The 26,126-nt window shown below is 69.7% G+C and carries 23 protein-coding genes; 9 read left to right on the forward strand and 14 right to left on the reverse strand.

Annotation, left to right across the window (positions count from 1 at the left end; all coding sequences use genetic code 11):
• The first annotated feature begins 12 nt into the window (after window positions 1-12).
• Together AC2DGY_RS13420 and AC2DGY_RS13425 are read left to right on the forward strand one after the other, a co-directional pair.
• The gene (locus tag AC2DGY_RS13420; RefSeq protein WP_484510254.1) at window positions 13-1,269 is read left to right on the forward strand and encodes a dipeptidase; all 1,257 of its coding nucleotides are present in this window, start codon (window positions 13-15) and stop codon (window positions 1,267-1,269) included.
• Window positions 1,270-1,294: 25 nt separating this feature from the next.
• Window positions 1,295-2,482: an LLM class flavin-dependent oxidoreductase gene (locus AC2DGY_RS13425; RefSeq protein WP_484510255.1), complete on the forward strand. Its 1,188-nt coding sequence runs from the start codon at window positions 1,295-1,297 to the stop codon at window positions 2,480-2,482.
• A gap of 84 nt (window positions 2,483-2,566) precedes the next feature.
• On the opposite strand, the gene AC2DGY_RS13430 is transcribed toward AC2DGY_RS13425, so the two are convergent.
• The 3 genes from AC2DGY_RS13430 to AC2DGY_RS13440 form a co-directional block, all read right to left on the reverse strand.
• Window positions 2,567-3,490: a MarR family winged helix-turn-helix transcriptional regulator gene (locus AC2DGY_RS13430; protein ID WP_484510256.1), complete on the reverse strand. Its 924-nt coding sequence runs from the start codon at window positions 3,488-3,490 to the stop codon at window positions 2,567-2,569.
• A gap of 99 nt (window positions 3,491-3,589) precedes the next feature.
• Window positions 3,590-4,489 (reverse strand): SDR family oxidoreductase, encoded by a 900-nt coding sequence (locus AC2DGY_RS13435; protein WP_484510257.1) that lies wholly within the window; start codon window positions 4,487-4,489, stop codon window positions 3,590-3,592.
• Between the two features lies 1 nt (window position 4,490).
• On the reverse strand, window positions 4,491-5,222 hold the full coding sequence (locus AC2DGY_RS13440; RefSeq protein ID WP_484510258.1) for an SDR family oxidoreductase: 732 nt from the start codon (window positions 5,220-5,222) through the stop codon (window positions 4,491-4,493).
• Between the two features lie 113 nt (window positions 5,223-5,335).
• Between AC2DGY_RS13440 and AC2DGY_RS13445 the strand changes: the two genes are divergently transcribed.
• The 4 genes from AC2DGY_RS13445 (at window position 5,336) to AC2DGY_RS13460 (ending at window position 8,440) form a co-directional block, all read left to right on the forward strand.
• On the forward strand, window positions 5,336-6,025 hold the full coding sequence (locus AC2DGY_RS13445) for a TetR/AcrR family transcriptional regulator (protein ID WP_484510259.1): 690 nt from the start codon (window positions 5,336-5,338) through the stop codon (window positions 6,023-6,025).
• Window positions 6,026-6,120: 95 nt separating this feature from the next.
• On the forward strand, window positions 6,121-7,221 hold the full coding sequence (locus AC2DGY_RS13450; protein ID WP_484510260.1) for a cupin domain-containing protein: 1,101 nt from the start codon (window positions 6,121-6,123) through the stop codon (window positions 7,219-7,221).
• Window positions 7,218-7,748 carry a maleylpyruvate isomerase N-terminal domain-containing protein gene (locus tag AC2DGY_RS13455; protein ID WP_484510261.1) on the forward strand — a complete coding sequence of 177 codons (531 nt, stop codon included), beginning with the start codon at window positions 7,218-7,220 and terminating at the stop codon, window positions 7,746-7,748. The genes AC2DGY_RS13450 and AC2DGY_RS13455 overlap by 4 nt, the downstream gene beginning before the upstream one ends.
• The gene (locus AC2DGY_RS13460; protein ID WP_484510262.1) at window positions 7,745-8,440 is read left to right on the forward strand and encodes a polysaccharide deacetylase family protein; all 696 of its coding nucleotides are present in this window, start codon (window positions 7,745-7,747) and stop codon (window positions 8,438-8,440) included. The genes AC2DGY_RS13455 and AC2DGY_RS13460 overlap by 4 nt, the downstream gene beginning before the upstream one ends.
• Before the next feature lie 19 nt (window positions 8,441-8,459).
• Here the strand turns inward: AC2DGY_RS13460 and AC2DGY_RS13465 are convergent, their stop codons facing one another.
• Window positions 8,460-8,981, reverse strand: a complete 522-nt coding sequence (locus AC2DGY_RS13465) for a hypothetical protein (RefSeq protein ID WP_484510263.1) — start codon at window positions 8,979-8,981, stop codon at window positions 8,460-8,462.
• 162 nt (window positions 8,982-9,143) lie between these two features.
• Window positions 9,144-10,475 (reverse strand): alpha-amylase family glycosyl hydrolase, encoded by a 1,332-nt coding sequence (locus AC2DGY_RS13470; RefSeq protein ID WP_484510264.1) that lies wholly within the window; start codon window positions 10,473-10,475, stop codon window positions 9,144-9,146.
• A 241-nt stretch (window positions 10,476-10,716) separates the two neighbouring features.
• Between AC2DGY_RS13470 and AC2DGY_RS13475 the strand changes: the two genes are divergently transcribed.
• The gene (locus AC2DGY_RS13475) at window positions 10,717-11,667 is read left to right on the forward strand and encodes a manganese catalase family protein (protein WP_484510265.1); all 951 of its coding nucleotides are present in this window, start codon (window positions 10,717-10,719) and stop codon (window positions 11,665-11,667) included.
• A 43-nt stretch (window positions 11,668-11,710) separates the two neighbouring features.
• On the opposite strand, the gene AC2DGY_RS13480 is transcribed toward AC2DGY_RS13475, so the two are convergent.
• Window positions 11,711-12,268, reverse strand: coding sequence for a TetR/AcrR family transcriptional regulator (locus tag AC2DGY_RS13480; RefSeq protein ID WP_484510266.1), 558 nt, complete (start codon window positions 12,266-12,268; stop codon window positions 11,711-11,713).
• Between the two features lie 84 nt (window positions 12,269-12,352).
• On the opposite strand from AC2DGY_RS13480, the gene AC2DGY_RS13485 reads away from it, so the two are divergent.
• Window positions 12,353-13,249, forward strand: a complete 897-nt coding sequence (locus tag AC2DGY_RS13485) for an alpha/beta fold hydrolase (RefSeq protein ID WP_484510267.1) — start codon at window positions 12,353-12,355, stop codon at window positions 13,247-13,249.
• 83 nt (window positions 13,250-13,332) lie between these two features.
• A complete protein-coding gene (locus AC2DGY_RS13490) occupies window positions 13,333-14,463 on the forward strand; it encodes a glycosyltransferase (protein WP_484510268.1) in 1,131 nt (376 codons plus the stop codon).
• A gap of 26 nt (window positions 14,464-14,489) precedes the next feature.
• Here AC2DGY_RS13490 and AC2DGY_RS13495 read toward each other — a convergent pair whose 3' ends face one another.
• From AC2DGY_RS13495 to AC2DGY_RS13530, 8 genes are read right to left on the reverse strand one after another with little or no spacing between them, the layout of a single operon-like run.
• A complete protein-coding gene (locus AC2DGY_RS13495; protein WP_484510269.1) occupies window positions 14,490-16,118 on the reverse strand; it encodes a PucR family transcriptional regulator in 1,629 nt (542 codons plus the stop codon).
• A 17-nt stretch (window positions 16,119-16,135) separates the two neighbouring features.
• Window positions 16,136-17,242 (reverse strand): o-succinylbenzoate synthase, encoded by a 1,107-nt coding sequence (gene menC / locus AC2DGY_RS13500; RefSeq protein WP_484510270.1) that lies wholly within the window; start codon window positions 17,240-17,242, stop codon window positions 16,136-16,138.
• A complete protein-coding gene (locus AC2DGY_RS13505; protein ID WP_484510271.1) occupies window positions 17,239-18,051 on the reverse strand; it encodes a GNAT family N-acetyltransferase in 813 nt (270 codons plus the stop codon). Before AC2DGY_RS13505 ends, menC begins: the two co-directional genes overlap by 4 nt.
• A complete protein-coding gene (locus tag AC2DGY_RS13510) occupies window positions 18,039-19,187 on the reverse strand; it encodes a M20/M25/M40 family metallo-hydrolase (protein WP_484510272.1) in 1,149 nt (382 codons plus the stop codon). The genes AC2DGY_RS13505 and AC2DGY_RS13510 overlap by 13 nt, the downstream gene beginning before the upstream one ends.
• Window positions 19,187-22,549 carry a serine hydrolase gene (locus AC2DGY_RS13515; RefSeq protein WP_484510273.1) on the reverse strand — a complete coding sequence of 1,121 codons (3,363 nt, stop codon included), beginning with the start codon at window positions 22,547-22,549 and terminating at the stop codon, window positions 19,187-19,189. The genes AC2DGY_RS13510 and AC2DGY_RS13515 overlap by 1 nt, the downstream gene beginning before the upstream one ends.
• Window positions 22,550-22,569: 20 nt before the next feature.
• Window positions 22,570-23,319, reverse strand: a complete 750-nt coding sequence (locus tag AC2DGY_RS13520; protein ID WP_484510274.1) for an ABC transporter ATP-binding protein — start codon at window positions 23,317-23,319, stop codon at window positions 22,570-22,572.
• Window positions 23,316-25,130: a dipeptide/oligopeptide/nickel ABC transporter permease/ATP-binding protein gene (locus AC2DGY_RS13525; RefSeq protein WP_484510275.1), complete on the reverse strand. Its 1,815-nt coding sequence runs from the start codon at window positions 25,128-25,130 to the stop codon at window positions 23,316-23,318. Before AC2DGY_RS13525 ends, AC2DGY_RS13520 begins: the two co-directional genes overlap by 4 nt.
• Window positions 25,130-26,125: an ABC transporter permease gene (locus AC2DGY_RS13530; RefSeq protein ID WP_484510276.1), complete on the reverse strand. Its 996-nt coding sequence runs from the start codon at window positions 26,123-26,125 to the stop codon at window positions 25,130-25,132. Before AC2DGY_RS13530 ends, AC2DGY_RS13525 begins: the two co-directional genes overlap by 1 nt.
• Between the last annotated feature and the right edge of the window lies 1 nt (window position 26,126).

Here is a 26,126-nt window from a genome sequence, read left to right on the forward strand (position 1 = left end):
GGATCACCGTTCATGAGCCAGGGCCTTCCGTCCCGCGTTCCCCCCCGATACTCGGGTTACCGGTCGTGGGGTTACCTCACACCGGGCGCCGACTTCCGCCAGCACGACCTCGTCTCCCAGCGCAACCGCGTCGAGGAGTACGTCGTGCCGCTGGAGGACGAGCAGCAACAGCGCCTGTCGCGCCTGTTCGACGAGAACATCGTGATCAGCCTGCACGACCATGTCACCGCCTTCCCCGCGGCGACCGAGGAGATCCCCGAGTACATCCGCAGCGGCCGCGTCGAGACCGCCTATGAGGGTCTGCGGTTGTCGGGCATGGATGTCGTCTTCGACAACCTCGCCGGCCCCACCGGGTGCATCACGAGCGCGCACGGCTGGAAGTGGTCCGACACCGTCATCGACATCGGGCTCCGGCTGGCCGACCTCGCCAAGCAGGACTATGTCGCCCTCGCCCTCAGCGTGGACGACATCCTCTCCGCACGCGCCACCGGGCGCGTGGCGATGGTGCTCGGTCTCGAATCGGCGACCCCGATCGAGAACGAGCTGGATCGCCTCGACATGCTGTACGGCTTCGGGATACGGCAGATGGGACTCGTCTACAACGATGCGAACACCCTCGGAAGCGGGTTGAAGGAGCCCCACGACGGGGGCCTCACCCGCTTCGGACGGCGTGCCCTCGAACGGATGAACAAGCTCGGCATCATGGTGGACATCTCCCATGCCGGCGACCGGACGAGCCTGGAGGCCGTGGATCTGTCAGCCACGCCGGTCGTGATCACTCATGCGGGAGCCCGTGGGGTGTGGCCGTCGGAGCGGATGAAGCCGGACGAGGTGCTGACCGCCGTCGCCGCGCGCGGGGGTCTGATCGGCATCGAAGCAGCGCCGACGTCGACCGTGTCGCCTCGCCGTCCCGGTCAGGACATCGAATCGGTCATGGATCACTTCGACTACTGCGTCGACCTCATGGGGATCGATCACGTGACGTTCGGACCCGACACGATCTATGCCGATCACACCGCCTTCCACGAGGTGATGCCCGACGTCTTCCCCCGCACTCAGCCGCATCCGTCACCCGGCGACGATCCCCTCAGCCGCATCGGGGTCGAGAACCCCACGACAGCCCGGGTCGACTACGTCCAGGGGGTGGAGAACCCGACCGAGGCGATGCGGAACCTCACGTCGATGCTCATCGTCCGGGGGTATACGGACGAGGACATCGTGAAGGTGCTCGGCGGGAACACGCTGCGCGTGCTGCAGCAGATCTGGTGAATCCGACAATGAACGAGGAGAAGAAATGACCCGCGAACTGGCGAGGGGCCGGCGGGAGCCGAAGCCCCGACGTATCGACGACAAGCTGCGATTCGGCATGATGTGGCCGAACTCCCCCTCCCCGGGGGTGACTTCGAGAGCCGTCGCGGAAGCCAACCCCGACATCCTGGACGTGGGCGCCCACATCGAGCTCGCCAAGACCGCGGAGCAGGCGGGCCTCGATTTCGTCTTCTTCGCCGACGGGTACACCCACCACGGGCAGGGCAATGCACGGGTCGGCCACGGCGAACCGTGCATCTCAGCCCCGGTCTGGGCGCCCATCGTCATGACGGCCACGGAGCGGATCGGCGTCGTCACGACCATGCACGCCCGCTACCTCTCGCCGGTCGTGCTCGCACGCCTCGGCGCGAACCTGGATGTCATCAGCGGTGGGCGCTGGGGCTGGAACATCGTGCCCGGCGCCAAGGGCTCCGAGGCGAGCCTGTTCGGCATCGACGCGGGCGAGCACGATGAGCGGTATGCGGTCGTGGAGGAGACCCTCGCCGCGGTCCGTGCGCTGTGGGCGGCCGGGGGTGAGCCGATCGATTTCGACGGCACCTACTACCACTTGAAGGGGATCCCACGGGGCCCCTATCCGGTGCAGGAGTCGCCCGTGATCTTCAACGCGGGGGTGTCCGAGGCGGGGCAGAAGTTCGTCGCCTCGCACGCCGACTACGCCTTCTTCTCGGTCGTCGACGATCTCGATCGCACAAAGGCGACCGTGGCGCAATTGGATGAGCGGGCGGCCGCCGCTGGGCGCGGCCCGGGCGAAGTGAGCGGCGCCGGCGCGATCGGCGTCGTGCTGGACACCACGTCGGAAGGGGCGCGCGCCAAGTACGAGTGGTTGCGCGATTCGCTCGACATGGATGCGGCGCGGGGGTGGGCGCGCACGTTCCTGACCGGTAGTCAGACGTACCAGCAGAACTTCGAGACCGAACTCGACGCGGCGGCGCGGCGAATCGGCATCGCGGCGGGCAGTCGCGTGCTGGTCGGCGACCCCCGGGAGGTCGCCGACCAGATCCGCGAGATCCACGAGTACACCGGCCTGCGCGTGTTCATGTTCGCCACGATGCTCTGGCAGCCGTCGGAGGTCGCCCTACTGGGGGAGGTCTTCGCGCATCTCGAGTCGGATGGGCTGTGGGAGACGCCGGAGTCGCGCGGCTGGTCTTGGTGAGCGCCTGACCGCGTGCGCCGCCCGTCTCACGAGGCGGGCGGCGCACCTGCGGCCTGTTCCGCGAGCGACGCCGGGTCAGTACACCTAGCGGCGGTACGCGATGATCGCGAGCTGCCGGAGGAACTCGGAGTGTTCCGAGTGGGGCAGGGGGTCCAACAGGCGCTGCTGCACGTCGGCAACACGCGGAAGCAGGTCGCTGACGATGGACTCGGCCGTGTCGGAAAGCCCGAGCAGCCGGCGGCGGCCGTCTCTGGCATCCCGCGTGCGCGTCACCCATCCGCGCTGGGCCAGCCGGTCGACGAGATCGGCGGCAGTGGACTTGTCCAGCGCCGCCTGCTCCCCGAGCTCCCTTTGGCTGATGCCGGGATTCTGAGCCAGGACGAACAGCACGGCGTACTGCGGGCCGGTCAACTCTCGGTCGAACACTTCGGCCCAGATCGCCGTGTGCCATTGTTGGGCGCGACGGATCAGGTGTCCCGGAACGTCCAGGCGCAGAACGAGCGACGAATCGGGGTTCTCGGCGAGCCCCTGGACCGCATCCAGCCGCGCGACGATGCGCAGGTTCTCGATGAATCCGCCTCGTTCGTCCTCTGCGAGCGGCTCCACGAGCCGGTCCTGCACCCGTTGGGCGGCAGGGGTGAGGTGATCGAATGCGATCGCGGCCGCCGGGGACAGCTGCAGCAGGTTGCGTCGCGCGTCGGCCGGGTCACGCTGTCTGAGGATCCACCGGCGGCGTTCCAGGCGCGCAATCACGTCGGCGGCCGATGACTTGTCCAGTGATGCCAGTTCGCTGAGGTTCTTCTGATCGATCTGCGGCCACACCGCGAGGACGGACAGCACCGCGTACTGAGGGCTCGTCAGCTCGGGGTCGACTTCTTCCGCCCACAGCTGATTGTGGACCGCCTGACTGCGGCGGATGAGATACCCGCCGATGCGATCCAGCGAGACCCCACCCACGAGGACGCCTGACCCCCTGCCACCGCCATAGGACACGTGTTCCCCTTTCATCAGCGACACCCTATGCTAGTCGATGTTCCGCATACGGAGCATCTCGCTGAGGAGAAGGCGAGGGGTGCGCGGGACGTTCCGCCCCGCGCACCCCGTCTCCTACTGCCGAGCGGTGCTCCGAGGATGCAGAACGTCGGCCAGTCCCATCCGGCGCAGCAGGCGCTCCCGCTGGGCCGTGGCGACGGCCGTCACCGGGACATCTCCGAAGTCGGAGAAGTCCACCGACGAGCGGTACGGCCGTGAGCCGTGCGGCAGGGAAACGATCCGCACGATCTCGTCCGCGACGGCCTGAACGTCCTGGACGACGCCCGGTGCGAACAGGGATTCCGTGACGGCGCCGTTCGCGCTGACCGCGTCGGCGACGAGGTCGTAGGCGTCCGTGATCGCGGTGTCCTCCGGGTGGGAGGCATGCGGAAAATGATCCGTCCCCACCGTGAACGGGCCGGGCATCAGGATGGACGTCTCGATGCCGTAGCGCGCCACCTCGACGGCGATGGATTCGGCGAACGAATCCATCGCCGCCTTCGCCGCCGTGTACGGAGCAAGGAAGGGCGGCACGACCCGCGACGTGCCCGACCCGACCCACAACAGCAGACCCTGCCCCTGCGCGCGCATCTGGGGGAGCACCGCCCGGTTGACCCGGAGTGCGCCCACGGCGTTCGTATCGAACGCCGCGAGGACTTGCTCAGGGGTGAACGCCTCGGTGACCCCGAAATACAGATGGGCCGCATTGTGGATCATGACGTCGAGTCGGCCCTGGTCGCGGACGATCGCGTCGACGGCCTCCTGCGCCGACTCGTCGTCGAGGACGTCCAGGTCCACCGGATGCAGATCAGCGGAGTGCTCCTGGCCGAACTGACGCAGTTCCTCGGCCTTCTCCGCGTTGCGCCCCTGCGGATCCCGCACCCCCGCGTATACCGTGTGTCCGGCTCGGGCGAGGGATTCCGCCGCGAGATGCCCGATCCCGCTCCCGGCGCCGGTGATGAGGATGACGGCCATCTCAGACCATCCCGCCGTTGACGTACACCGTCTGGCCGTTGATCCAGCGACCCTTGCCGGCGATGAGTGAGACCACCTCGGCGATGTCTTCCGGGCGACCGAGCCGCTCCATCGGGTTCATCTTCGACATACGCTCGATGGTCTCCTCGTCCTTGCCTTCCAGGAACAGCGCCGTCGCGGTCGGACCGGGTGCCACGGCATTGACGGTGATGTCCCGGCCACGCAACTCCTTCGCCAGCACGAGGCTGATCGCGTCGACCGCCGCCTTGGAGGCGGCATAGGCCGCGTACGTGGGCAACGCCAGGAGCCTCACCGAGGTGGACAGGTTGATGATGGCGCCGCCGGCGCGAACCCGGCGGGCTGCCTGCTGGCTCACCACGAAGGTTCCGCGGATATTGGTGCGGTGCATCCGGTCCAAGTCGGCGAGGTCGAAATCGACAACCTGCTTGAGAATCATCAGGCCCGCGGAGTTCACGACGACATCGACGCCGCCCCACGCCTCCTCGACCTCGTCGAACGCACGCTGAATCGCGTTCTCATCGGCGACATCGGCGCGGATGCTCCTCGCGCGTCCGCCCGAGGCGACGATGGAGTCCACCGTCGCCTGTGCTTCTGCCTCATTGCCGGCATAGACCACGGCGACGGCCAGGCCGTCAGCGGCCAGGCGCTCGGAGATCGCTCGCCCGATGCCGCGCGAGCCGCCCGTGACGATCGCGGTGCGCTGGTCATTCATAATCTCTCCCTCTGTCGATGCCCTCATCCGATTCGCGAGGTAACGCTGGTAACGATAAGCCGATACCGGCGATAACGCAACCACTGATAATAAAAAAGCGTTACCATTGATTCATGCCGAAAGCCTCAGAGCACCGTCAGAACGTCATCGCGGCTGCCGCTCGCCTCCTCGTGGAGGGCGGCCTGGACGCGGTCACGACTCGTTCGGTGAGCGCGGCGGCCAACGTCCAGCCGCCGACCATCTACCGCCTCTTCGGCGACATGCGGGGCCTCCTGGATGACGTGGTCCGGGACGGGTTCGAGCGCTACTTCACCCAGAAGCGGGGCCTCGAGCGTACGGATGACCCCCTCGCCGACCTCGCCCACGGGTGGGAGCTCCACGTCGGCTTCGGGCTCGCGTACCCGGATCAGTATCGGCTGATGTACGGCATGGCGCCCTCCATCCGGCTGGGCGACGTCCGAGCGGAAGCGGATGAGATCCTCCGGGGGCTCGTCGGTGCGGCTGCCAGGGCGGGGCTGCTGATCGTCGAGCCGGAGGAGGCAGCGCGGATGATCCATGCCGCGGGGGTGGGGGTCACCCTTCAGCTCATCGAGGACGGAGTGGTCGACCCGTTGGCGCCGTTGTCCGTCCGCACCCGTGATGCGGTGTTCTCGGCGATCACAGCGCCGGAGCCGATCGGCGACTGCGACACCGCGCAGCTGGCGATCACCCTCCGGGCAGCCCTGAGCGGCGACGCATCCGGGCTGTCGGCCGGGGAGGCGCTGCTGCTCGACGAACTCCTCCTCCGGCTCTCGGGCACCTGACGCCGCGCGCGCGGTGCGATTTCCCTCTCCGTGGGACGACGCGCCCGTATCGGGGCCGGGTCGCCGTAGCGTTCCGGGGGACGAGGAGGTTCCTGATGACCGACACGAAGAACGAGCAACTCCAGAACGCCGTGCTCGGCGACACTCCCGAACTGCGTGAGCTCTACCGCGACTTCGAGTCGAACAATCTCAGCCCGCTCTGGACGCAGACGTCCGACGTCCTCAGCTTTCACCCGCAGTCGCGTGCGGTCGCCCAGGTCTGGCGGTGGGGCACCCTCTATCCTCTGGCAGCGCGCTCGGGTGACCTCGTCCCCGTGGGCCGCGGCGGCGAGCGCCGGGCGATCGCCCTCGCCAACCCCGGGCTGGGCGGCGCGCCCTACGCCACCCCCACGCTCTGGGCGGCGATCCAGTACCTGGGCGGACATGAAACGGCCCCCGAACACCGCCACTCCCAGAACGCGTTCCGCTTCGTCGTCGAAGGCGAGGGCGTGTGGACGGTGGTCAACGGCGACCCGGTCGCGATGCGCCGCGGCGACTTCCTGTTGACGCCCGGCTGGAATTTTCACGGACACCACAACGACACCGCGCAACCGATGGCGTGGATCGACGGTCTCGACGTGCCCTTCTCCGACTACATCGATGTCGGGTTCTTCGAGTACGGCACCGAGCGGGTCACGGATGAAGCCAATCCCGCCCTCTCCCGTTCGGAGCGGCTGTGGGCGTACCCGGGACTGCGGCCCCTGAGCGGATTGAGCGACACCGTCAGCAGCCCGATCGCGGCATACCGCTGGGAGTACACCGACCGCGCGCTGGCCGAGCAGCTGCGCCTGGAGGACGAGGGATACCCCGCCACCCTGAACTACGGGCATGCCGCGCTGCGCTACGTCAATCCCACGACCGGCGGCGACGTGATGCCGACCATCCGCGCGGAGATGCACCGGCTGCGACCCGGAGTGCAGACGCCCGTGCAGCAGGACGTCGGGTCGTCCGTGTGGCAGGTGTTCGAGGGCACCGGCCGTGTCGTCCTCGAGGGGACGCCCTACGACCTCGAGCCGGGGGACCTCTTCGTCGTACCGTCGTGGATCCCCTGGCAACTGCAGGCGGAGACGTCGTTCGACCTCTTCCGGTTCTCCGACTTCCCCATCATCGAGCGGCTCGGGTTCGATCGCACGCGTATCCAACCCGCACGGCCATGAGCATCGAAGCCGGTGGTGGCCGGCCCGCGGAGGACCTGCTGTGGGCCTATCGCGGAACCGCGGTCTTCTTGCGATCCATCGCCCGTCTGAGCGACGTGCAGCTCTTCGAGGTCGGCGACGGCGGGCGGCGATCCCGGGTCATCGCCGACATGAGCTATCGCGCACGGGGGTACGCGCGGCTGGCGGAAGAGATCCGCGAGGGTCGCGCGAAGCCCGTGGGATTCGACGATGCGGAGTTCGCCGCGGCCGTGGACGAAGGGGAGAGCCTGCCGGCGCGCGCGCTCCGCCATCTGGCGGAGCACTCCGCGATCCACCTCAGGGTGGAATGGCGGGACCTGCCCGAGGATCGATGGGATATCGAAGGCGTGGGGCTGGACGGCGTCGCGCTCTCTCCCCGCCGCGCCGTCCGGGACAGGACGCGCGAAGTCTGGCGCGCGAGCGGCGAGCTCAGCGCTGGAGGGCTCTTCGCGCGCATCCCCGACGAGGTGGCGAGGATGGCGGAGAACGCCCTCGCACCGGGGCCGTGAGCGACACCCTCCGCCGTGTCGTCCTGACGTTCGACAACGGCCCCGACGACGAGGTGACACCCGATGTCCTGAATGCGCTCCGACGCGCTGATGTGCGAGCGATCTTCTTCGTGGTCGGCTCGCGCATCACCGGCCGCACCGAGAAGCACGTCCGCAGCGCGCACGGCGACGGCCACCTGATCGGCAACCACACGTGGTCGCATTCGCGCCCACTCGGCGACATGTCCGCGCAGGACGCGGTCGATGAGATCCGCCGAACCGGAGACCTCTTGCACGGGCTGACCGGCGAGCCGCCGCTCTTCCGGCCTGTCGGCGGGGGCGAAGGAGGGGTGATCGATCGGCGCCTGCTCAACCGTGAATCGGTCGACCTCCTCCGCCGTGAGCGCTACACCCTGGCCCTGTGGAACGTGCTGCCACGGGACTGGATCGACCCGGATGGATGGGTGGAGAGGGCACTGGCTGCCTGCGAGCAGACAGACCACGCCTGCGTCGTCCTCCACGACATCCCCGGGGCCGCACGCGCGTTGCTGCCGTCATTCCTCGAGCGTCTCCGCGACAGCGGCTTCGCATTCGTCCAGGACCTTCCCCGCTCCTGCACCCCGATCATCGGCGGCCGGGTAACGGGCGATCTCGGCGCTCTCGTGTCCGAGGGTGACAGCGGGACGACCGGGCGGGGGGAGCGGGACGCCTGAGCGACGGCCTGCCCCGCGGTCAGGACGACAGCAGCGCGATCAGCTGCGCCTTGCTGAAGCGTGAGAATCCCCGGTGGCCCGCGGCGCGAGCACGATCGCGAAGCTGAACGACGGTGAGGGAGTCGAGGTCGGTCGTCGGCAGTGTGGCTCGGAGGGCTTCGGCCAGGAGAGGCGCCGGCGCCGCCGACTCGCCGACGGCCTCGTCCGCGCGCTCCGGCACGACGGCGGCGGGTTCCGCGGGCCGTCGGCCGGGGGCAGCCGTGCGCTGAGCCTTCGCGGCGAGCCTGGCTTGTGCTTTGCCGGCGGCCTTGTCCACGCGGGCGGTCGCGGCGACCGCCTCCTTCACCGCCTTGCGCGGGTGGCGAGCGACCTTCTTCTTCGAGACGCGGGAGGCATCCTTCGCTTCGTCCGCCAGAGAGCGGAGCTTCTTCGCGGCCTTCCTCGGCAAGGACTTGCTGAGGCGCTTCGCTTCCTTCGCGGCCGCGGCCGCGGCATCCAGCGCCGCGCCGACGGCCTTCTCGGCCTTGGTGTTCTTCGTCATGGGGAACCTTCGCAATCCTCGGGATCGGGCCGCTCGCGAGAGGCACGTCCGTGAAGGGGTAACGCTACAGGGGCAAGCGCGGCGGTTGAAAGGCGGCGCCGCCGACGTCGCGGCGCCGGGGCCTCGTCCGCCCGCGTCTGGCTCGGCTGCGTGATCGTACCGCTAGCTGAGGACTGCCCATCCGTGGGGTGGGAGGAGTACCTCGCCGCCGCGGATGGCGCCGTCCCCCAGCTCCACGGTCATCGCGCCACCGGCGCTCACGCGCGCCGCGTCGTCGCCGACGTTGAGTGCGGTGACGATCGCCTCGTCTTCCACGGCCGAACGCAGCACCAGGGTGGTGTTGGCGCGCTCGACGATGTCGGTGTGCGCGCGGTGGAGCCACGGGCGTCGGCGCCGGAGGGCGACGAGCGCTTCGGTGGTCTCCAGTGCACGTCGCGCCCGCGATTCCAGGTCCTCGCGCCGCGGGGGGTGGGCGGGGAACTCGGGGCGGATGGCGTCGTCCCCGTCCAGGCGCTCTTCCTTGGTGCCGTGGTAGGCGTATTCGTCGCCGGCGTAGACCGAAGGGGTACCGGCGACGGTGAAGAGGACGGCGAGGGCATGCGGGAGGTGTCGGTCGCCGACGGCCGTGGCGATCCTGGTCACGTCATGGTTACCGACGAAGGTGCTCGGGATGAAGGTCTGCAGGAGCTCGTCGTGCCGTCCGATGGCATGGGCGAGCTCGAACAGGTTGAGCTCGGCGATGCCGTGCCAGATGCCCTGCCACAGCTCGTACTGCGTCAGGGAGTCGATCGTTGACTCGGTGACGATCGCCACCTGGTCGCCGTGGATCACCTCGCCGGTGAACCACGCGTGCGGGAACCGTTCGCGAACGCGAGGGAGCACACGCCCCCAGAAGCGGGGTGCGACGGCGTACGCCGCATCCAGGCGCCACCCGTCGATGCCTCGTTCCAGCCAGTGCTCCATCACCTCGACGACCAGATCCTCGACCGCCGGTGAGTTGTGGTCCAGCGCAACCAGATGCTCGTGACCTTCGAAAACATCCGCGTCCACCGGATCGCCCGGCGCCCAGCCGTCCCAGCGGACCGAGAACAGATTCGCGGTAGGGGCGTCCGGGCCATCCTGCTCGAGGAGGACGAAGGCGGGATGCTCGCGGCCGACGTGATTGAACACGCCGTCCAGCAGCACCCGAACGCCTTTCGCGTGCGCGGCGTCGATCAGCGCGACCAGGTCGGCTTCGTCGCCGAGCCGGGGATCCACCCGGAAGTAGTCGGTCGTGTCGTATCCGTGGGTGGTGGAGGCGAAGACCGGGCCGAGCTGCAGCCCGTTCAGACCCAGACCGATCAGATGATCCAGCCAGGCCGCTATCCGGCCGAGGCGGTGGGAGAGTTCTCGATCCCCGTCGCCGCTGGGGCGTATCGATGCTCCGACGAATCCGAGCGGGTAGACGTGCCACCACATCACGTGCTCAACCCATTCCACACGCGAAGACTGCATGACAGCAGGCTAGGCGACGGCGCTGGCTTCGCCGCTCACGGGCTTGGTCGATCCTGACGCAGCACCAGCAGCTTCGGGCGTCGCACGTCGGGGGATCGTCACAGCCGTCGAGGACACCGACAAATCGAGACTCATCGCAGATGTAGGTCGGAGGGTACTCGGCACCCGGCGGAAAGGCGAGAGGGTCTCGGTTATGTGTCGATGCGACGAGGCTGAGAGGACCAACCGCTTCGGAGGCCTCATGTACTTTCACGTTCAGCAACTGATCAACGAAATCGAGCAGGACGAGCCGGATCCCGCGGCCGCAAACGCCCTCCAGGAGGGCCTTGGCGGGCAGTTCGGTGAGATGCGCACGATGATGCAGTACCTCTTCCAGAGCATCAACTTCCGGGGCCCGTCCGCAAAGCCGTACAAGGACCTGATCCAGGGCATCGGCACCGAGGAGATCAGCCACGTCGAGCTCATCGGCACGACCATCTCGCGTCTGCTCGATGGGTCGCCCCGGTACAACGGCAAGCTCACCGACCCGCTCGACAAGCCGGGCGCGGGCGGGTCGATTCCGCTGGAGATCGCCAAGCACGAGAGCAACATCCACCACTACCTCGTGGGCGCTCAGGGAGCGCTGCCCGTGGATGCCGCCGGCAACCCGTGGATGGGCAGCTACGTCTACAACTCGGGCAACCTCGTGCTCGACCTGCTCTACAACCTGATGCTGGAGTCCACCGGGCGCCTGCAGAAGTGCCGCCTGTACGAGATGACCGACAACAAGACCGCTCGCAGCACGATCGCGTACCTCATCGTGCGCGACCAGGCTCACGAGAACGCGTACGCCAAGGCCCTCGAGACGCTCGGGGTCAACTGGCGTACGTCGCTTCCCATTCCCAAGACAAACGCGGAGAAGTTCCCCGAGGTGGCTCGTCTGCTGGAGATGGGGCTGCAGAGCAAGCAGTTCTCCTTCGACCTGACGAACCTGTCCGAGGCGGGGAAGATCTTCCAGGGCATGTCGCCGTCGAACGACGGAACCCAGCTCGACGCGAGCGAGCAGGCTCCCGTCGGCGTGCCGATGACCATCGCCCCGGAGCGCTTCGAGGAGTTCTCCCCGGGAGCCGACACCGAGCTGCAGGAGCTCATCGAAGCCACCGCAGCCATGGAGATGGCGGACATCGACCGCACCTTCGGCGAAATGAGCTGAGAGCTCCGCAAGCGCCCGCCGCGTGAGCGGCGGGCGCTTCCGCTCAGCGGTGCAGACCCGCCAGCAGCATGCGGGTGTACCGATCCGCGGCTTCGAGTGGATCGCCGGGAGCGCCGGCGCGCACGGCGTGCGCCAGCCCACAGGCCAGGGGTACCACATCGCCGTAGGCGAGGTCATGCCGGATGTCCCCGGCGCTCTTGGCGCGGTCCAAGAGCTCTGCCGCCACCGCGCGGAGCCGGGCCTTGAGCCGCGTCGTCTCTTCGAGCTCGTCGTGCACCGCCGCATTCACGGGGGGCAACGACGCGTCGATGATCTGCGCGCGCACGATGCTGGACAAGAAGCTCGCGAATGCCGACCCCGGCTCATCGTCGTGGAGAGCTCGCTCGCCCGCTGCGATGAGTTCGGCGAGCCGAGGCTGCGCGACTGCTTCGAGCAGGGACGTGGGCGTGGGGAAGTTCCGGTAGGTCGTCCCGACTCCGACACCTGCCCGCTTGGCGACATCGTTCAAGACCAGGGGCTGTCCTTCGTCCACCATCGCCCGCGCGGCGCGCAGGATCTGGTCGCGGTTGTGCGCCGCGTCGCGCCGAAGAGCCGTCGCCATACCGAAAGCGTAACTGGACAAAATATCCACTCAACCCCTAGGTTCGATCTGGATAAAGATTCCACTTACGGATCGGAGTACGACGTGACGTTCACGGTTGACCATGTGGGCAATCTGCCCGCCGGATTCGAGGAGACCTTCGCCAGTCACACGCTGGACCTGGACGGCGTGAGCATCCACGCCGTTGTCGGCGGGCAGGGACCCGCCCTGCTCCTTCTGCCGGCCTGGCCCCAGTTCTGGTACGGCTGGCGACTGATGATGCCTGCTCTCGCCGAGCACTACACCGTCGTGGCGGCAGACCTCCGCGGCGTCGGGGCCAGTGCCAAGCCGCACGATGGTTACGACGGCGCCACGCTGGCGGAGGACATGGCGGCCCTCATGACGGCGCTCGGGCACGACACGTTCGCCGTCGCCGGCTACGACCTGGGCATGATCGTCGCGTATGCGCTGGCCGCCGCCCAGCCGCATCGGGTGACGAAGCTGGTGCTGGCGGAGGCGATTCTTCCCGGGCTGAGTCCGTCGCCGCCGCTGTTCATGGACAAGCCCACCAACGAGTTCCTCTGGCACTTCGCCTTCAACCGCCTCGGCGACATCAACGAGCAGATGGTGCGGGGGCGGGAGGAGGTGTACTTCGGCCACCAGTTCGCGTCGAAGGCCGCCTCGCCCGATGCCATCGCCCCGCACGCGGTGGAGTTGTACGTGAACGCGCTGCGCGACCCGGCCGCTCTCCGGGCGAGCTTCGAGTTCTACCGATCGGACGCCACCACGGAACAGATCATCGCGTGGCAGCAGCGCGGGCGACTCTCGATGCCGGTCCTCGCTGTGGGTGGGCAGTACGCGAGCGGAGCCTCGGTGGCGGAAGTGGCGAGCATGGTGGCCGCCGACGTCACGGAATTGGTCATCCCCGGGTCGGGTCACTTCGTGCCGGAGGAGGCGCCGGAGACGTTCACCGCAGCGCTGCTCGGCTTCCTCGCAGCCTGATCGCGCCGGCCGCGGCTGGGGTTATGCCCAATGTTCCGCCGCCCGTAGCTGATGCGTCCCGTGTGACCGGTACCATCGCTGCGATGAAGCTGCTGATCAGTGTCACCCCCGCTCTGGGTCACCTCATCCCCCTCGTCCCGTTTGCTCGAGCGGCCCTCCGGGCCGGCCACGACGTCGCTGTGCTGTCCGGGCCCGATCTCGAACCGATGGTGCGGGCCGAACTCCCCGGCGCGGACTTCGTCACCGCGGGTCCTTCCGCGCCGGTGATCGTCGGCGCCATCGCCGAGGAGGGCGTGGACTTGAACAACGTCACGCCCCACGATGAGGGCGTCGTGTTCGGCAAGATCATGCCGCGACTGCGCCTGGACGAATCTCTCGTCGGCGCGCGGGAGTGGGCTCCGGATGCCGTCGTGAGCGAGTCGTACGACGCGATCGGCCCGATTCTCGCGTCCTCCCTGGAGATCCCCTGGGTTCAGTTCGGTATCGGTCCCGGCGCGCTCGCCGAGAACCGCGAAGAGGTGCGGGCCCAGGCCGCGCCGTTCGCCGAGGCTCTGGGGCTGACGCTGGAGTCGCCCCGGGCGTACGTCGACTCGTCCCCTCCCTCGTTGAAGCCTGCCGGCTGGTCGATCGACGTGCCGGTCGTCCCGATCCGTTCGGAGCCGTTCAGCAGCGAGAACGGCCCCGGGACAGTCCCCTCGCTCGACGGATCATCGCGATCGGCGCTGGTCAGCCTCGGCACGGTCTTTTCCGACCCCGCGATTCTCGAGAGCGTCGTCCGTGCGGTGATCCGAACCGGTATCGAGGTCCTCGTCACCGAAGGGCTCCTGCTCTCGCAGGCGGCCGCCGGCTCGTCGTTCCTCGCGGACGAACCAGGCGTTCATGTCGTGGGGTTCGAGCCGCTGGCCGACCTGCTCGGCCCGGTGGATGCGGTGGTGTCCGCGGGCGGATCGGGCACCGTGCTCGGAGCGGCCGCTGCGGGAAAACCGCTCGTTCTGTTCCCGCAGGGCGCGGACCAGTTCGGCGTGAGCGAGGCCGCCCGCTCGGCGGGGATCGCGGTCGTCGTGGACGATATCGATCAGATTCCGTCCGCATTGACCACGGCACTCGACGACCCGGCGATCGCTCACGCCGTCCAGGCGGTCCGAAGCGAGATCGCCGCGATGCCCTCGCCCGCCGACACCGTCGATGAGGTCACCGGCCTGCTCGCGAGGTGAGTGCGCCCGATGCCGTGCTCGCGGCATCAGTCGCGGCGGATGCGCAGCTGCAGCATCGCTGAGAACCGTACGTCGGGGTCGGACAGGTCGATCTGTCCGACCTCGGCGACGCGGCGCAGGCGATAGCGGAAGGTGTTCGGATGGCTGAACGTGGCTGCGGCGGCTGCGGGGACATCCCCGAAGCTGTCCAGCCACGCGGAAAGCGTGCTCACCAGCTGCGCGCTGTTGCGCCGGTCGTACGCGACGAGCCGCGCCAGGAAGCCGGTGATCTCGTCGCCGCGGGCGGCGAGCAGATCACGCAACTCGAGCACGAGCGATTCGGTTTCCACATCCGCCATTCGCGCGACCCGGCTGACGCCGGGCCGTTCGGTGAGAACGCGGAGCACCGTCCGCGCCTGAGCCCGCGACCGCGCGATGCCGGCGATGTCGTCGGCGGCGTGCCCGATCGCGATGACCGCCGGGATGCGGGTCTGCACGCGCTGCAGGAAGTCCTCGGCCAGCGCCGCCGATCGCTGCTCGGCCGCGAAGTCGGCGACCGGGATGATGCCGTAGGCGGTGTCGGCGACGAAAGCGACGGCGGCGCCGGGCTGCACCGCCGAGAGATGCATCGCGAGAGCATCCACCAGTCGCTCGCGGTGCGCGATGAGTTCCTGGTCGACTCGCACCCCTCCTGACGCGTTCGTGTCGGGCAGGGCGGCGGCTGCGATCACGCACACGCGCTTGCCGGCCAGGCCGAGCCGGCTGAGCGCGTCACGCGCCTCGGGGCCGCCCTCGATCGCCCTGCTGACGAGCTCGGCCCGCAAGCGCCGCTCCGCATCCGCGCCCGCGCGCACGCGGAGGAGGTGAAGGGCGACGAGTTTCTCCGCCTCGCGGAGCGTCGCGTCCCGTTCCGCCGTGACCGGACCGTCCATCGCCGCCCAGATCGACCCGAGCACCTCGCCGCCGGCGCGGACCGCGATCGCCACCCGCTGCGTCGTGACCCCTTCGCCCAGGTGCACGGGATCGACGACGACGACCTGATCGTTGCGGTAGAGGTCACGGAAGACCCCCAGTTCGGCCAGGGCGCTGGCGTAGCGATCGGGAACCTGCCGGCCGATGATCGTCTCGATCCGCGACGCGTCGGCCTCGTCCTGTCGGCCCGAGAACGCCAGGACGCGGGATGACCGGTCTTCGATCGTGATCGGCGCATCCAGGAGCGCGGCGATCGCGTTCGCGACGGCGAAGAGATCTCCGGCCGGGATGCCCTCGAGCGACTCCGATTGCGTATGCCCGATGTCCTCCTCGGCGAGCAGCGACCGCAGGAGCGCGGCCAGCTGCGTCCAGGTCGCTCCGCGGGCAAGGCCGAGGATCGCCACCCCCGCGCCATCCGCCGCCGCGCGCACCTCGTCGGTGACGTCGACGGGGGAGCGCACGATGAGCGCGAGCGCGCCCCGATGCCCGACCGTCGTCAGCAGCGGGGGAAGGGCGTCTGCGGTGTGCACCCCGATGCCCAAAACGATCGAGTTCTCCGGGTACACCGGCTCGTCGAACGGGTCGTGGATGACCACGCCGCCGACGGGGTGGTCCGCGTCGATACGGCCGTGGGCGACCTCGAGGAGCGTCACGCCGAGATCGGTCAGCACACGTCCCCAGGTGGATCGGGCTCCCGGGCTCATATCCGGGAGCGTAGCCGTCACACGGGCACCCATTCGACGGCGGTGGTCAGCTCGTCGAGGATCTCCGGAATCGGCGCGACTCCCAGACCCGGTCCCTGGGGCACGGTGAGGTGCCCGTCGACCATGACGAAAGGCTCGGTGATGTCGGTCCGGTAGAACCGGTCGCTGGCCGAGACGTCGCCCGGCAGGGCGAAGCCCGGAAGCGCCGCCAGGGCGACGTTGGCCGCCCGGCCGATCCCCGACTCCACCATCCCGCCGCACCACACCGGTATCCCGTGGGCGGCAGCGAGGTCGTGGATGCGGCGGGCCTCCAGGTACCCGCCCACCCGGCCCGGCTTGATGTTGATGATGCTCGTCGCCCCGAGCCGGATGGCCGCCGCCGCCGTCTGGGCGGAGGTGATGGACTCGTCCAGGCAGATGGGTGTCTTGACGATCCGGGCCAGATCGGCGTGTCCCAGGATGTCGTCCTCCTCGAGGGGCTGCTCGATGAGGAGGAGCCCGAACTCGTCCAGGCGGGCCAGATGCTGCGCGTCGCGCAGCGTGTACGCGGTGTTCGCATCGACCTGCAGGGGCACGTCGTCTCCGAAGCGCTCGCGAACGGCGCGCACGACGTCGATGTCCCAGCCGGGTTCGATCTTCAGCTTGATGCGCACGTAACCCTCATCGAGGTACTCGCCGACCGCATCCAGGAGCCGCGGGATCTCGTCCATGATCCCGACGGACACGCCGCAGGGGACTCTCTCGTGCACGGCGCCGAGCTCCCGGGCGAACGAGCGCCCCTCGGCGCGCAGCTCCGCGTCCAGCACGGCCATCTCGAGGGCGGCCTTGGCCATGCGGTGGCCCTTGAACGGTGCGAGGACCTCGCCGACCATTTGAGCACCGGACAGCGTCGCCGCGCCGAGTGCCGGAAGGAAGAATCGCTTGAGGACGTCCACCGCGGCCTCGGTGTACTCGGGCGAGTACACCGGTGTGGGGAGCGTGACGCACTCGCCCCAGCCCTCCGCGGCATCCGTCACCGCCTTCACGAGCAGGATGTCGCGCGAGGTCTGGGTTCCGAACGACGTCCGGAACGGCGAGACGAGCGGCATGGCCACCCGTCGCAGCTCGAAGCCTTCGAGTTTCACGATCGGTCGTCCTCTCCCTGGCGCACGATGTAGCCGTTCGTGCGGTCGAAACCGGTCACCTGCCCGCCGGCATCCAGAAGCGCCGTGAGCCGGTCGCGCACGGTGTGGCGCCACCAGTGGGCGAGCGCCCGGTCTTCCCGCCGGATCTGTGCGATATCAGGCGGCACGGCCACCGACACCGTTCCCGCGGCGGTGGCGTCGACCCGCTGGGGCGAGCCTGCGGCGGCGGCGATGGTCTCCTCGCTCCGCAGGTGCCACCGGACGAGGAGACGGTCGGTCTCATCGTCGTTGTTGACCCCGTCCGCGATCTCGCCGTAGAAGTTCGGCAGGTATTCCACCGGCACGGCGCCGAGCTTGACGATGTTGAAGTACGCGTTCCGCGACACGAGCGGGTCGAACGTCCACTCGATCACGTCGATCGCGCGCCGCAGCGCCCACGCGCGCTGATGCAGCTTCAGGGCGTACCCGACCGATCGCCCCGCGTGCGCCGGTGAGACGCCGGCGATGTGACTGTGCAGCGCGTGACGCTCGGGGGTGCCGTGGAACGCGATCGCGACGCCGACGAGATCATCGCCGGCGTACGCGCCGGCGATGTAGTTGCCCGCCTTGCCGAGCGCGCGCAGCAGCTCGGGGGGCACCGGGGGGTTCTCGGCGCTGCGCGCCCAGATGTCCGACAGCAGCCGCACCGATGCCGCCTGATCGGCGATCGACGTGAGCTCCCGGACGGTGACGGCCGCGCTGTGCGCGGCGCGCTCCGCGTCCTGCACAGCTGCCGCCACCAGCGGATCGGCCTGGGTCACCTGTGCCATGGTTCTTCCTTCCTTGCGATCTCCGCGATCAGCTCGACGAGCAGCCGCGTGCGAGGGACGAGCTCGCCGATGAGGACGTGTTCGTCCTCGGCGTGCGCTCCGCCCCCGACAGCGCCGAGCCCGTCGAGCGTGGGGATACCGATACCGGCGGTGAAGTTGCCGTCGCTGGCGCCCCCCACTGACACGCCCTCCAACGCCGCGAGTCCCAGCCGGGCGGCGATCTCGTTCGCCTGCGCGAACAGTCCCGTCGACAGGGCAGCTTCCAGCGGTGGCCGGTTGATTCCGCCGAGGAGGCGGATGCTGGTGCCGCGGGTGACCGGGGCGTAGGCGCGCAGCGCCGTGTCCACCCGAGCCAGCTCGGCGGCCGTCCGCGCGCGGACGTCGATGGCCAGGCGTGCCCGCGCCGGGACCGTGTTCGTGGTGGTCCCCGACTCCGCCACCGTGGGCGTCACCGTCGTACCCGCTGCGGCGTCCGCCAGTGCCGCGGCGGCGAGGGTCACGTGGGCCAGTTCCAGCGTGGTGTTCGCACCGTTCTCCGGCTCGAGCCCGGCGTGCGCGGCGCGGCCGGCCACCTCCACCTCGTAGAGCGCCACTCCCTTGCGCTCGATCTTCAGTGCGCCGTCGGCCGAGGCCTCCAGAACCAGGGTGGCCCGCGCGCCACGCGCTTCGGCCTCGATCAGCGCGCGGGAACTCGGTGAGCCGAGTTCCTCGTCCCCGGTGACGAGGACGGTGACGCCGTCCCGGTCGTCGAGGGAGGCCACGGCGTGCAGCGCCATGGCCAGGCCCGCTTTCATGTCGAAGCATCCCGGGCCGGTCAGTACCCCGTCGCGCACCGCGAAGGGATGCCGCTCGATTGTCCCGATCGGCCACACCGTGTCGTGATGGGCCAGGACCAGAACCCTCGTCGCGGCACCGAATCGCCACACCACGTGCGAGCGACCGTCGAGCACCACCCGCTCCGGGGCTTCCCCGAGCAGGTCATGGCCGATGCGAGCGACCAGACCCGCCGAGGAGGCGACGGCGCCCAGGTCCGACGAGGGCGACTCGCACTCGATGAGCTGCCGGAGGCTACCGAGGATCGCTCCCTCGCTCAGGAGCGGAGGAACCGTACGGCTCAGCGACGAGGATGCGTCCATCACGCGCCGCTCACGACCTTCGGCGTCGCCCGGGCGCCGAAGTGCAGGTACTGCTCGCCGCCGTCCAGCGCGTAGAAGGTGGCCGTCATCCACGTCTGGGTCCCGGGCTCCCGCAACGCGTACACGCCCTCGCGCAGCGGGGTGAGCGCGTACTCGTCGACCGGGTCGGCCACGACAGCGGCGAGAGGACCGAGGACGGTCGTTCGCAGCATCGGGCCGTCCGGGCCGACGAGCACCTCGTCGCGAACGGATTCGCGCTCGTAGACGCCCAGGTACGGGGTGATGTCGACGTCGACCGGCTCTGCGGGCGGCTGGACGGGATGCTGCATCTCGATGCCCGCGAGCTCTGCGAAGATCTCGCGGTAGAGGTCCTGATACAGATCCCGCGCGTGTCCGCCGTTGGTCAGCAGGGTCACCGCGAGGCCGGACTCCTGATGGATCCGCAAGAATGCCGCCTGGCCGATCGTGTTCCCGTCGTGGCCGTACAGGCGGGTCCCGTTCCAGCCGAACCGGATCCAGCCGAGCCCCCACGAGTCGCCGAGCACCTGCTTGTCGGGCACCTCGGCGTGGAAGGCCTGCATGTCGGCCACGGCCTCTCGGCTGAGCAGGCGCTCGCCGTCGGCGCCCAGGCCGCCGGAGAGGTGAAGGCGCGCGAAGGCCAGCACGTCGGCGGCGCGAGCGGTGATGAGCCCGGCGGGGCCGAGCGAGCGGGGGAGCTGCCACGCGGGGGTGACGACCTGCTCGCCGTCGGCGTCGACGTGTCCGACGGCGGCGGCGTGGAGGATGGCCTCCTCGGGGAGCGTGACCGTGTGCGTGAGGCCGAGCGGGGTGAAGAGCAGGTCCTTCATGGCCGTGTCCCACACCGTGCCGGTCACGACCTCGATGATGCGGCCGAGCAGGCTGAACCCCGAGTTGCAGTACGACCAGGTGGCCCCCAGGGGGTGGTTCTGCGCGGCGTCGGCGAGCAGCTCCACGTACTTCTCCAGGCAGTCGTCGCCGCGGCCGGTGTCGGTGAAGATGTCACCGTCGATTCCGCTGGTGTGCGTGAGCAGGTGCCGGATGGTGACCCCCCGGGTGAGCTCGTCGTTCACGAGGCGGACATCCGGCAGAAGCTCGTGCACGGGCGTGTCCAGCGTGAAACGCCCCTGCTCGATGAGTCGCAGGATGACCGTCGCGGTCCAGACCTTCGAGATCGACCCGATCTGGAAGACCGAATCCGCGCTCACGCGGGCGGACCCGGCGGGAAGGTTCTTGTTGAGCGTGCCCGTACCGACGACCACGAGGTCGTCGTCACCGTCGGGCGAGTGCCGCAGAATCCCGAGTTGCGCTCCCGGCACACCGTGACGCTCGGCGAGCACGTCCAGCCGCCGCTGCCAGTGGGCGGCGTCGACGCGCGCGGGCCGGGCGCCGGAGGCGGAGCCGGCATAGCGCTCCACCCACTCGACCACGCGCCGCGCGTAGTCCACCCGGTGGCTGGGCGTGCCCAGCAGCGGGAAGACGTGACTGCCGCCGGGGTAGATCACCAGCTGCGTGGGCACGCCGCGCTCTCGGAGGGCGTAGTGCCACTGCTGAGCCTGACCCAGCGGGCACCGCAGGTCCTTCTCACCGTGCAGGACGAGCGTGGGGGTCGTGACCCGGTCGACGGCGGTGAGGGGCGACATCTCCGCGAGCCGGTCGCGCCTGACCGAGTCCCACGGCATGACACCGATCTCGTGCAGGTTCAGCAGGTGCGCGTCATCGCTCGAGCCGCCCATGCTCACCAGGTCCGACACGACACCGCCGGCGACCGCAGCGGCGAACCGGTCGTCATGCCCGGTGAGGTATGCGGTCATGTAGCCGCCGTAGCTGTATCCCGTCACCGCGAGGCGCTTCGGATCGGCCAGCCCCTCGGCGACGAGCTCGTCGACCGGCTCGAGGAAGTCCCGTGAGTCCGCCGTGCCCCACGCGCCGTAGACCGCCTTCCAGAACTCCGCACCGTACCCGTCGCTCCCGCGCGGGTTGATCAGCAGGATGGTCCAGCCGCGCGCGGCGAGCTCCTGGTGGAAGACGTGCATCTCGTCGACGGCGGCATTCCACGCGTTGTGCGGGCCGCCGTGGATGTCCACGAGCAGCGGAGACGGCCCCTGCGTGGCGGGGTCACGGACGAGCCACCCCTGCACCACCGTGCCGTCGCTGATGGTGAAATCGCGCGATTCCCGGACGAACAGCTCGGCGCCGTCGGGCGCGGAGCCGTGCGCGGTCACGACGGTGGATGCGCCGCCGGCCAGGTCGAGCCGGACGATCTCACCGAACGAGGTCGGAGTCCCCACGGCGATCGCCGCCGAGCCGCCCGCGACCGAGAGCCCGCTCACGACCTCGCCGTCGGAGCCGTACAGGTGGCGGGGCGACCCGCCGGTGAGCGGCACCGCGTACAGGTGCGTGCACCCGCGATCCCGCACGGCGAACACGACGTCGCCGGAGGCGGTGACCTGCGGGAGGGCGCCGGGGTAGGCGGGTGCGCCGGGCATGACGTTGCGGTCGAGGGATGCCGACAGGGCGGTCAGCGAGCCGGAACCGAGGTCGACGGCGTACAGACCGGCGAGCCCTTCCGGATCGCCCGTCCACCCGACCACGAGCAGACCGGTTCCGTCCGGCGTGTACGACACCGTGCCCGCATACCCGTCGGCGAATGCCACGACGCGGGGGGTCGCCGCCGGGTCCGAGGGGGAGAGGACGTGCACCGCCGACCGGTAGGTGAGGTCATCCACGCCGGCCGGGCGGGTCGTGTACGCGATGGCCGATCCGTCGGGCGACCACGCGGGGCTCCCGGCGTCAGCATCCCCGTCGGTGAGCTGGGTGACCTCACCGGTGGCGAGGTCGAGGAGGTGGAGCTGGGCCCGTACCCCGCGGACGAACCACGCACCGTCGACGAAGTAGTCGATGCCGTCGGTCACGAGGGGGGAGCCGCTGCGGGCCGCCCGCGTCTGGTCGCTGTCATCCGGGCCCGCCTCGGGATCGACCGGCGCGGAGAAGGCGATCTTCGCTCCGTCCGGGCTCCAGACGGCAGCGCCCGCCCCGAGCGGGAGGTGCGTGCGCTGCTGCGGCTCGCCGCCGGCGAACGGCAGGGTCCACAGCTGTCCGTCGCGCAGGAACGCCAGCGTCGCGCCGTCGGGGGAGAAGGCCGGGGCCGCGTCGCTGCTCCCGTGCGTCAGCGCGCGGGCCTCGCCGCCCCCATCAGCGACCCACAGCGCACTGGTCGCGCGGTCGTTCTCGACGTCCACGCCCCCCAGGACGTACGCGACGCGGCTGCCGTCGGGTGCGAGCGCGGGCTGGCTCGGGATGGTGAGCGCGAGCGTGTCGTCGATGCGCATTCTGCGGGTCACAGGGTGCTCCTTGGCGAAGTTCAGGGGGTGAATCGGATGGGGCTCGGGATGGCGGCCAGGAGCTCGCGGGTGTACGCGTCGTGCGGATCGCCGAGCACCTCGGCGGTCGGTCCCTCCTCGACGAGACGCCCGTCGTGCATGACGGCCACGCGGGACGCGACGTAGCGCACCACGGCGAGGTTGTGGGAGATGAACAGCATCGACAGGCCCAGTTCCCCCTGGAGCTCGCGGATGAGGTTGAGGATGGCGCCCTGGATGAGGACGTCCAGCGACGAGGTGATCTCATCCGCGATCAGCACACGCGGGCGGCCCGCGAGCGCGCGGGCGATCGCGACCCGTTGCCGTTGGCCGCCGGAGAGGCGGGCGGGGTAGGTCTCGGCGCGTTCGGGTTCCAGGTGCACGAGCTTCAGCAGGCGCGCGGTCTCGGCGGCGCGCTCCTTGCGGCTCATGCCTGCCGGCATGATCTCCGCGATGCTGGCGCCCAGGGTCATCCGGGGGTCCAGCGATGAGTACGGGTCCTGGAACACCATCTGCAGGGGGCGCGGTCCGCGGGAGGGGACGGGCTGCCCGCCGACGGTGATGCTGCCGGAGTGCACCGGGACGAGCCCGACGGCTGCACGCGCGAGGGTCGACTTCCCCGAGCCCGATTCGCCCACGACGCCCACCACCGATCCCTCCGGGACGGTGAAGGACACGTCCTCGACGGCGGTCATGGCCTTCCGGCCGATTCCGTAGCGCACGGTGACACTGTCGAAACGGAGTTCGCTCATGTGGTGGTCACTCCCGCGTTCTCCCGGGGTTCGTCGCCGACCGCGAGGTCGGCCGCGGGGGTGATGGTGCCGGTGGTGGCTGCTTTATCGGGCGCCGTGGCGAGCGGGCGGTCCAGGGGGGTGGCCATGTGCGGGACGGCGGCGAGCAGGGCACGGGTATAGGGGTGGGTCGCCCGGTCGAGGTCGGCCGCGGGGAGTTCTTCGATGATCTGGCCGGCGTACATGACCAGTACGCGATCGCACAGTTCGGCCACCACGGAGATGTCGTGGCTGATGAAGAGGATGGACGCGCCGTTCTCGTCGCGGATCAACCGCAGCAGATCCAGAACCTGCCGCTGCACGGTCACATCCAGCGCCGTGGTCGGCTCGTCAGCGACGATCAGTCGCGGCGTGACCATGAGGCCCATCCCGATCATGGCGCGCTGCCGCATGCCGCCGGAGAATTCGTAGGGGTACTGCCGCACGCGCCGCTCGGGGTCGGAGATGCGCACCGCCGCCATGCGGTCTGCCGCGAGCCGGCGCGCGGCCCGCCTGCTCAGCCCGGCGTGTTCCCTGGCGACCTCGGCCAGCTGATCGCCCATCCGCATCGTCGGGTTGAAGGAGGACATCGGGTCCTGGAACACCATTGCCAGGGAGGTGCCCAGCAGTCGTCGGAGTCGCCCCTTGGGTGTGGTGAGCAGGTCGGTTCCCAGGAACCGCAGGGTGGATGCCTCGATCTGGCATGGTTCGGGAACCAGCTGGGCGACGGCCAGGGCGGTCATCGTCTTCCCCGACCCGGACTCGCCGACGATGCCGACGATCTCGCCTGTGCCGATGGAGAAGCTCACTCCTCGCACTGCCTGCACGGGTTCCTTCACGCCGGGGAGAGTCACCCGGAGATCTACGACCTCGAGCACCGCATCCTCGTGCTTGTCCGTGTGCGCGGCCGTCGGCGGTGCGGGGGAGGGGCGGAGCTTCCGGCGTCGCCATCCGCTCGTGCCGAGGAACAGCTCGTCACCGACTCCGAGGGTGCGTGCGGCGGACTCGCCCGTGAGGTTGAACGCGAGACCTGCGATCACGACGGCGGCGCCGGGGATGAGCGCGGCGAGCGGGTTGATGTAGATGCCGCGGACGCCGTCCATCATCAGCCGGCCCCAGTCGTACTCCGGAGGCTGGACACCCAGGCCGAGGAAGGACAGGCCGGCGAAGGCGAGCAGTGCACCGCCCGCGGCGATGGTCGCGTTGACGATGAGCGGTTCGCCGATGTTGGGGAGGACATGGCGGACGAGCACGCGGAACCGGCCGACCCCGCCCACGCGGGCCGCTGCGACGAAGTCTCGTGCCTCGATGCCGGAGATGAGGTTCTGGCAGAGCCGCGCGAACGACGGCGCGCCCGCCAGGCCGATCGCGAACACGGCGGCGACGGAGTTGCTGCCGAAGATCGCGGCGAAGAACAGCGCGAGCAGAAGTCCGGGGAAGGCGACGGCGATGCCGGTGAACCAGGTCACCGGGCGCCCGAGGACCCGGCCCAGGAGCAGGGGAGCGACGCCGAGCACGAGGCCTGCCGTCACCGCGACGGTGGTGGCGAGCAGGGCGAGAACGACCGAGAGGCGTGTGGCGACCAGGGTGCGCAGCAGCAGATCGCGTCCGAGGTTGTCTGTTCCGACCCAGTGCTCGGCGGAGGGTCCGGCCAGCAGATCGCCGGTGTCGGTGACGTCGGCCTGGGCGCCCCACAGCACCGGCGCGAGAACGGCGACGGCGACCACGAGGGTCAGAAGCGCGAGGGCGGTGGCGCCCAGCGGGGTTCGCAGCATCTTCCGGAGCGTGCGCATCAGCTCTCCGCCACTGTCGATTGCGGGTTCAGCACGGCCAGTGCCACATCGACCGCCGTGTTGACCAGCAGCACGCCGATTCCGTAGACGAGCACCGTGCCCTGCACGAGCGGGTAGTCCTTGGTCTGGATGGAGCTGACGATGGTGGTGCCCAGCCCCGGCCACGCGAAGACGGTCTCGACGAGAACGGTGCCCGCCACGAGCCCGCTGAGCAGCAGTCCGCCGACCGTGAGCGTGGCCGTCACGGCGTTGGGAAGCACGTGGCGGAGGTTCACGCGCCAGGCCGGGAGACGTTTGGCGTGCGCGGTGCGGACGAAGTCGGTCTCGAGCACGGCGAGCACTTCGACCCGCACGATCCGGGCCAGCACGGCGGCGGGCCCCAGCGCGAGGGCGAGCACCGGGAGGATGTAGGACGCCGGTCCCTCGCGCCCCGCGACCGGCAGCCAGCCCAGTTGCACACCGAACACCGCCACGAGCGCCACGGCGAGAAGGAACTCCGGGATGCTGCCGAGGAAGACGCTCGTCGACGTGAAGCCCAGCTCCAGGCCGCGCCCCCGCCCGCGCCGCGTCGCGATCGCGACGGCCACGCCGATCGGGATCGCGATCACCATGGCCAGGACGAAGGCCAGGACAGCAAGCAGAGCGGTGGCCGGTAACCGCTGCGCGATCGTCTGGGCGACCGGCAGCTGCGATCCGATCGACACCCCGAGCTGGCCGGTGAACAGCCCGCCGATGTAGTCCAGATACTGCTGCCACAGCGGGTCGTTCAGTCCGAGGGACTCCCGCCGCGCGGCCACGACCTCCGCGGAGGCGTTCGGGCCCATGGCCGCGCGGATGGGGTCACCGGGGACCAGGTGGATCATCAGGAACGCCGCGGTGATGAGAACCCACAGCGAGACCAGCAGGCGGCCCGTGCGCCGCACCGCGAAGCGGACCCACCGATGGTCGGCGGTGTTGCGCGCGGATTCCGCCAGCCGGACGGTCGCCGTGGTCATC

The organism is Microbacterium sp. Z6_144 (assembly GCF_057197625.1).

Bases quoted from the DNA above. Each gene is read 5' to 3' on its own strand.
- AC2DGY_RS13470 (WP_484510264.1), bottom strand. From the start codon at position 10,475: ATGCAGTCTTCGCGTGTGGAATGGGTTGAGCACGTGATGTGGTGGCAC.
- AC2DGY_RS13505 (WP_484510271.1), bottom strand. From the start codon at position 18,051: ATGGCACAGGTGACCCAGGCCGATCCGCTGGTGGCGGCAGCTGTGCAG.
- AC2DGY_RS13495 (WP_484510269.1), bottom strand. From the start codon at position 16,118: ATGAGCCCGGGAGCCCGATCCACCTGGGGACGTGTGCTGACCGATCTC.
- AC2DGY_RS13420 (WP_484510254.1), top strand. From the start codon at position 13: ATGAGCCAGGGCCTTCCGTCCCGCGTTCCCCCCCGATACTCGGGTTAC.
- AC2DGY_RS13425 (WP_484510255.1), top strand. From the start codon at position 1,295: ATGACCCGCGAACTGGCGAGGGGCCGGCGGGAGCCGAAGCCCCGACGT.
- AC2DGY_RS13440 (WP_484510258.1), bottom strand. From the start codon at position 5,222: ATGAATGACCAGCGCACCGCGATCGTCACGGGCGGCTCGCGCGGCATC.
- AC2DGY_RS13525 (WP_484510275.1), bottom strand. From the start codon at position 25,130: ATGCGCACGCTCCGGAAGATGCTGCGAACCCCGCTGGGCGCCACCGCC.
- AC2DGY_RS13490 (WP_484510268.1), top strand. From the start codon at position 13,333: ATGAAGCTGCTGATCAGTGTCACCCCCGCTCTGGGTCACCTCATCCCC.
- AC2DGY_RS13430 (WP_484510256.1), bottom strand. From the start codon at position 3,490: ATGAAAGGGGAACACGTGTCCTATGGCGGTGGCAGGGGGTCAGGCGTC.
- AC2DGY_RS13445 (WP_484510259.1), top strand. From the start codon at position 5,336: ATGCCGAAAGCCTCAGAGCACCGTCAGAACGTCATCGCGGCTGCCGCT.
- AC2DGY_RS13435 (WP_484510257.1), bottom strand. From the start codon at position 4,489: ATGGCCGTCATCCTCATCACCGGCGCCGGGAGCGGGATCGGGCATCTC.
- AC2DGY_RS13480 (WP_484510266.1), bottom strand. From the start codon at position 12,268: ATGGCGACGGCTCTTCGGCGCGACGCGGCGCACAACCGCGACCAGATC.
- AC2DGY_RS13475 (WP_484510265.1), top strand. From the start codon at position 10,717: ATGTACTTTCACGTTCAGCAACTGATCAACGAAATCGAGCAGGACGAG.
- AC2DGY_RS13520 (WP_484510274.1), bottom strand. From the start codon at position 23,319: ATGAGCGAACTCCGTTTCGACAGTGTCACCGTGCGCTACGGAATCGGC.
- AC2DGY_RS13465 (WP_484510263.1), bottom strand. From the start codon at position 8,981: ATGACGAAGAACACCAAGGCCGAGAAGGCCGTCGGCGCGGCGCTGGAT.
- AC2DGY_RS13530 (WP_484510276.1), bottom strand. From the start codon at position 26,125: ATGACCACGGCGACCGTCCGGCTGGCGGAATCCGCGCGCAACACCGCC.
- AC2DGY_RS13450 (WP_484510260.1), top strand. From the start codon at position 6,121: ATGACCGACACGAAGAACGAGCAACTCCAGAACGCCGTGCTCGGCGAC.
- AC2DGY_RS13455 (WP_484510261.1), top strand. From the start codon at position 7,218: ATGAGCATCGAAGCCGGTGGTGGCCGGCCCGCGGAGGACCTGCTGTGG.
- AC2DGY_RS13510 (WP_484510272.1), bottom strand. From the start codon at position 19,187: ATGGACGCATCCTCGTCGCTGAGCCGTACGGTTCCTCCGCTCCTGAGC.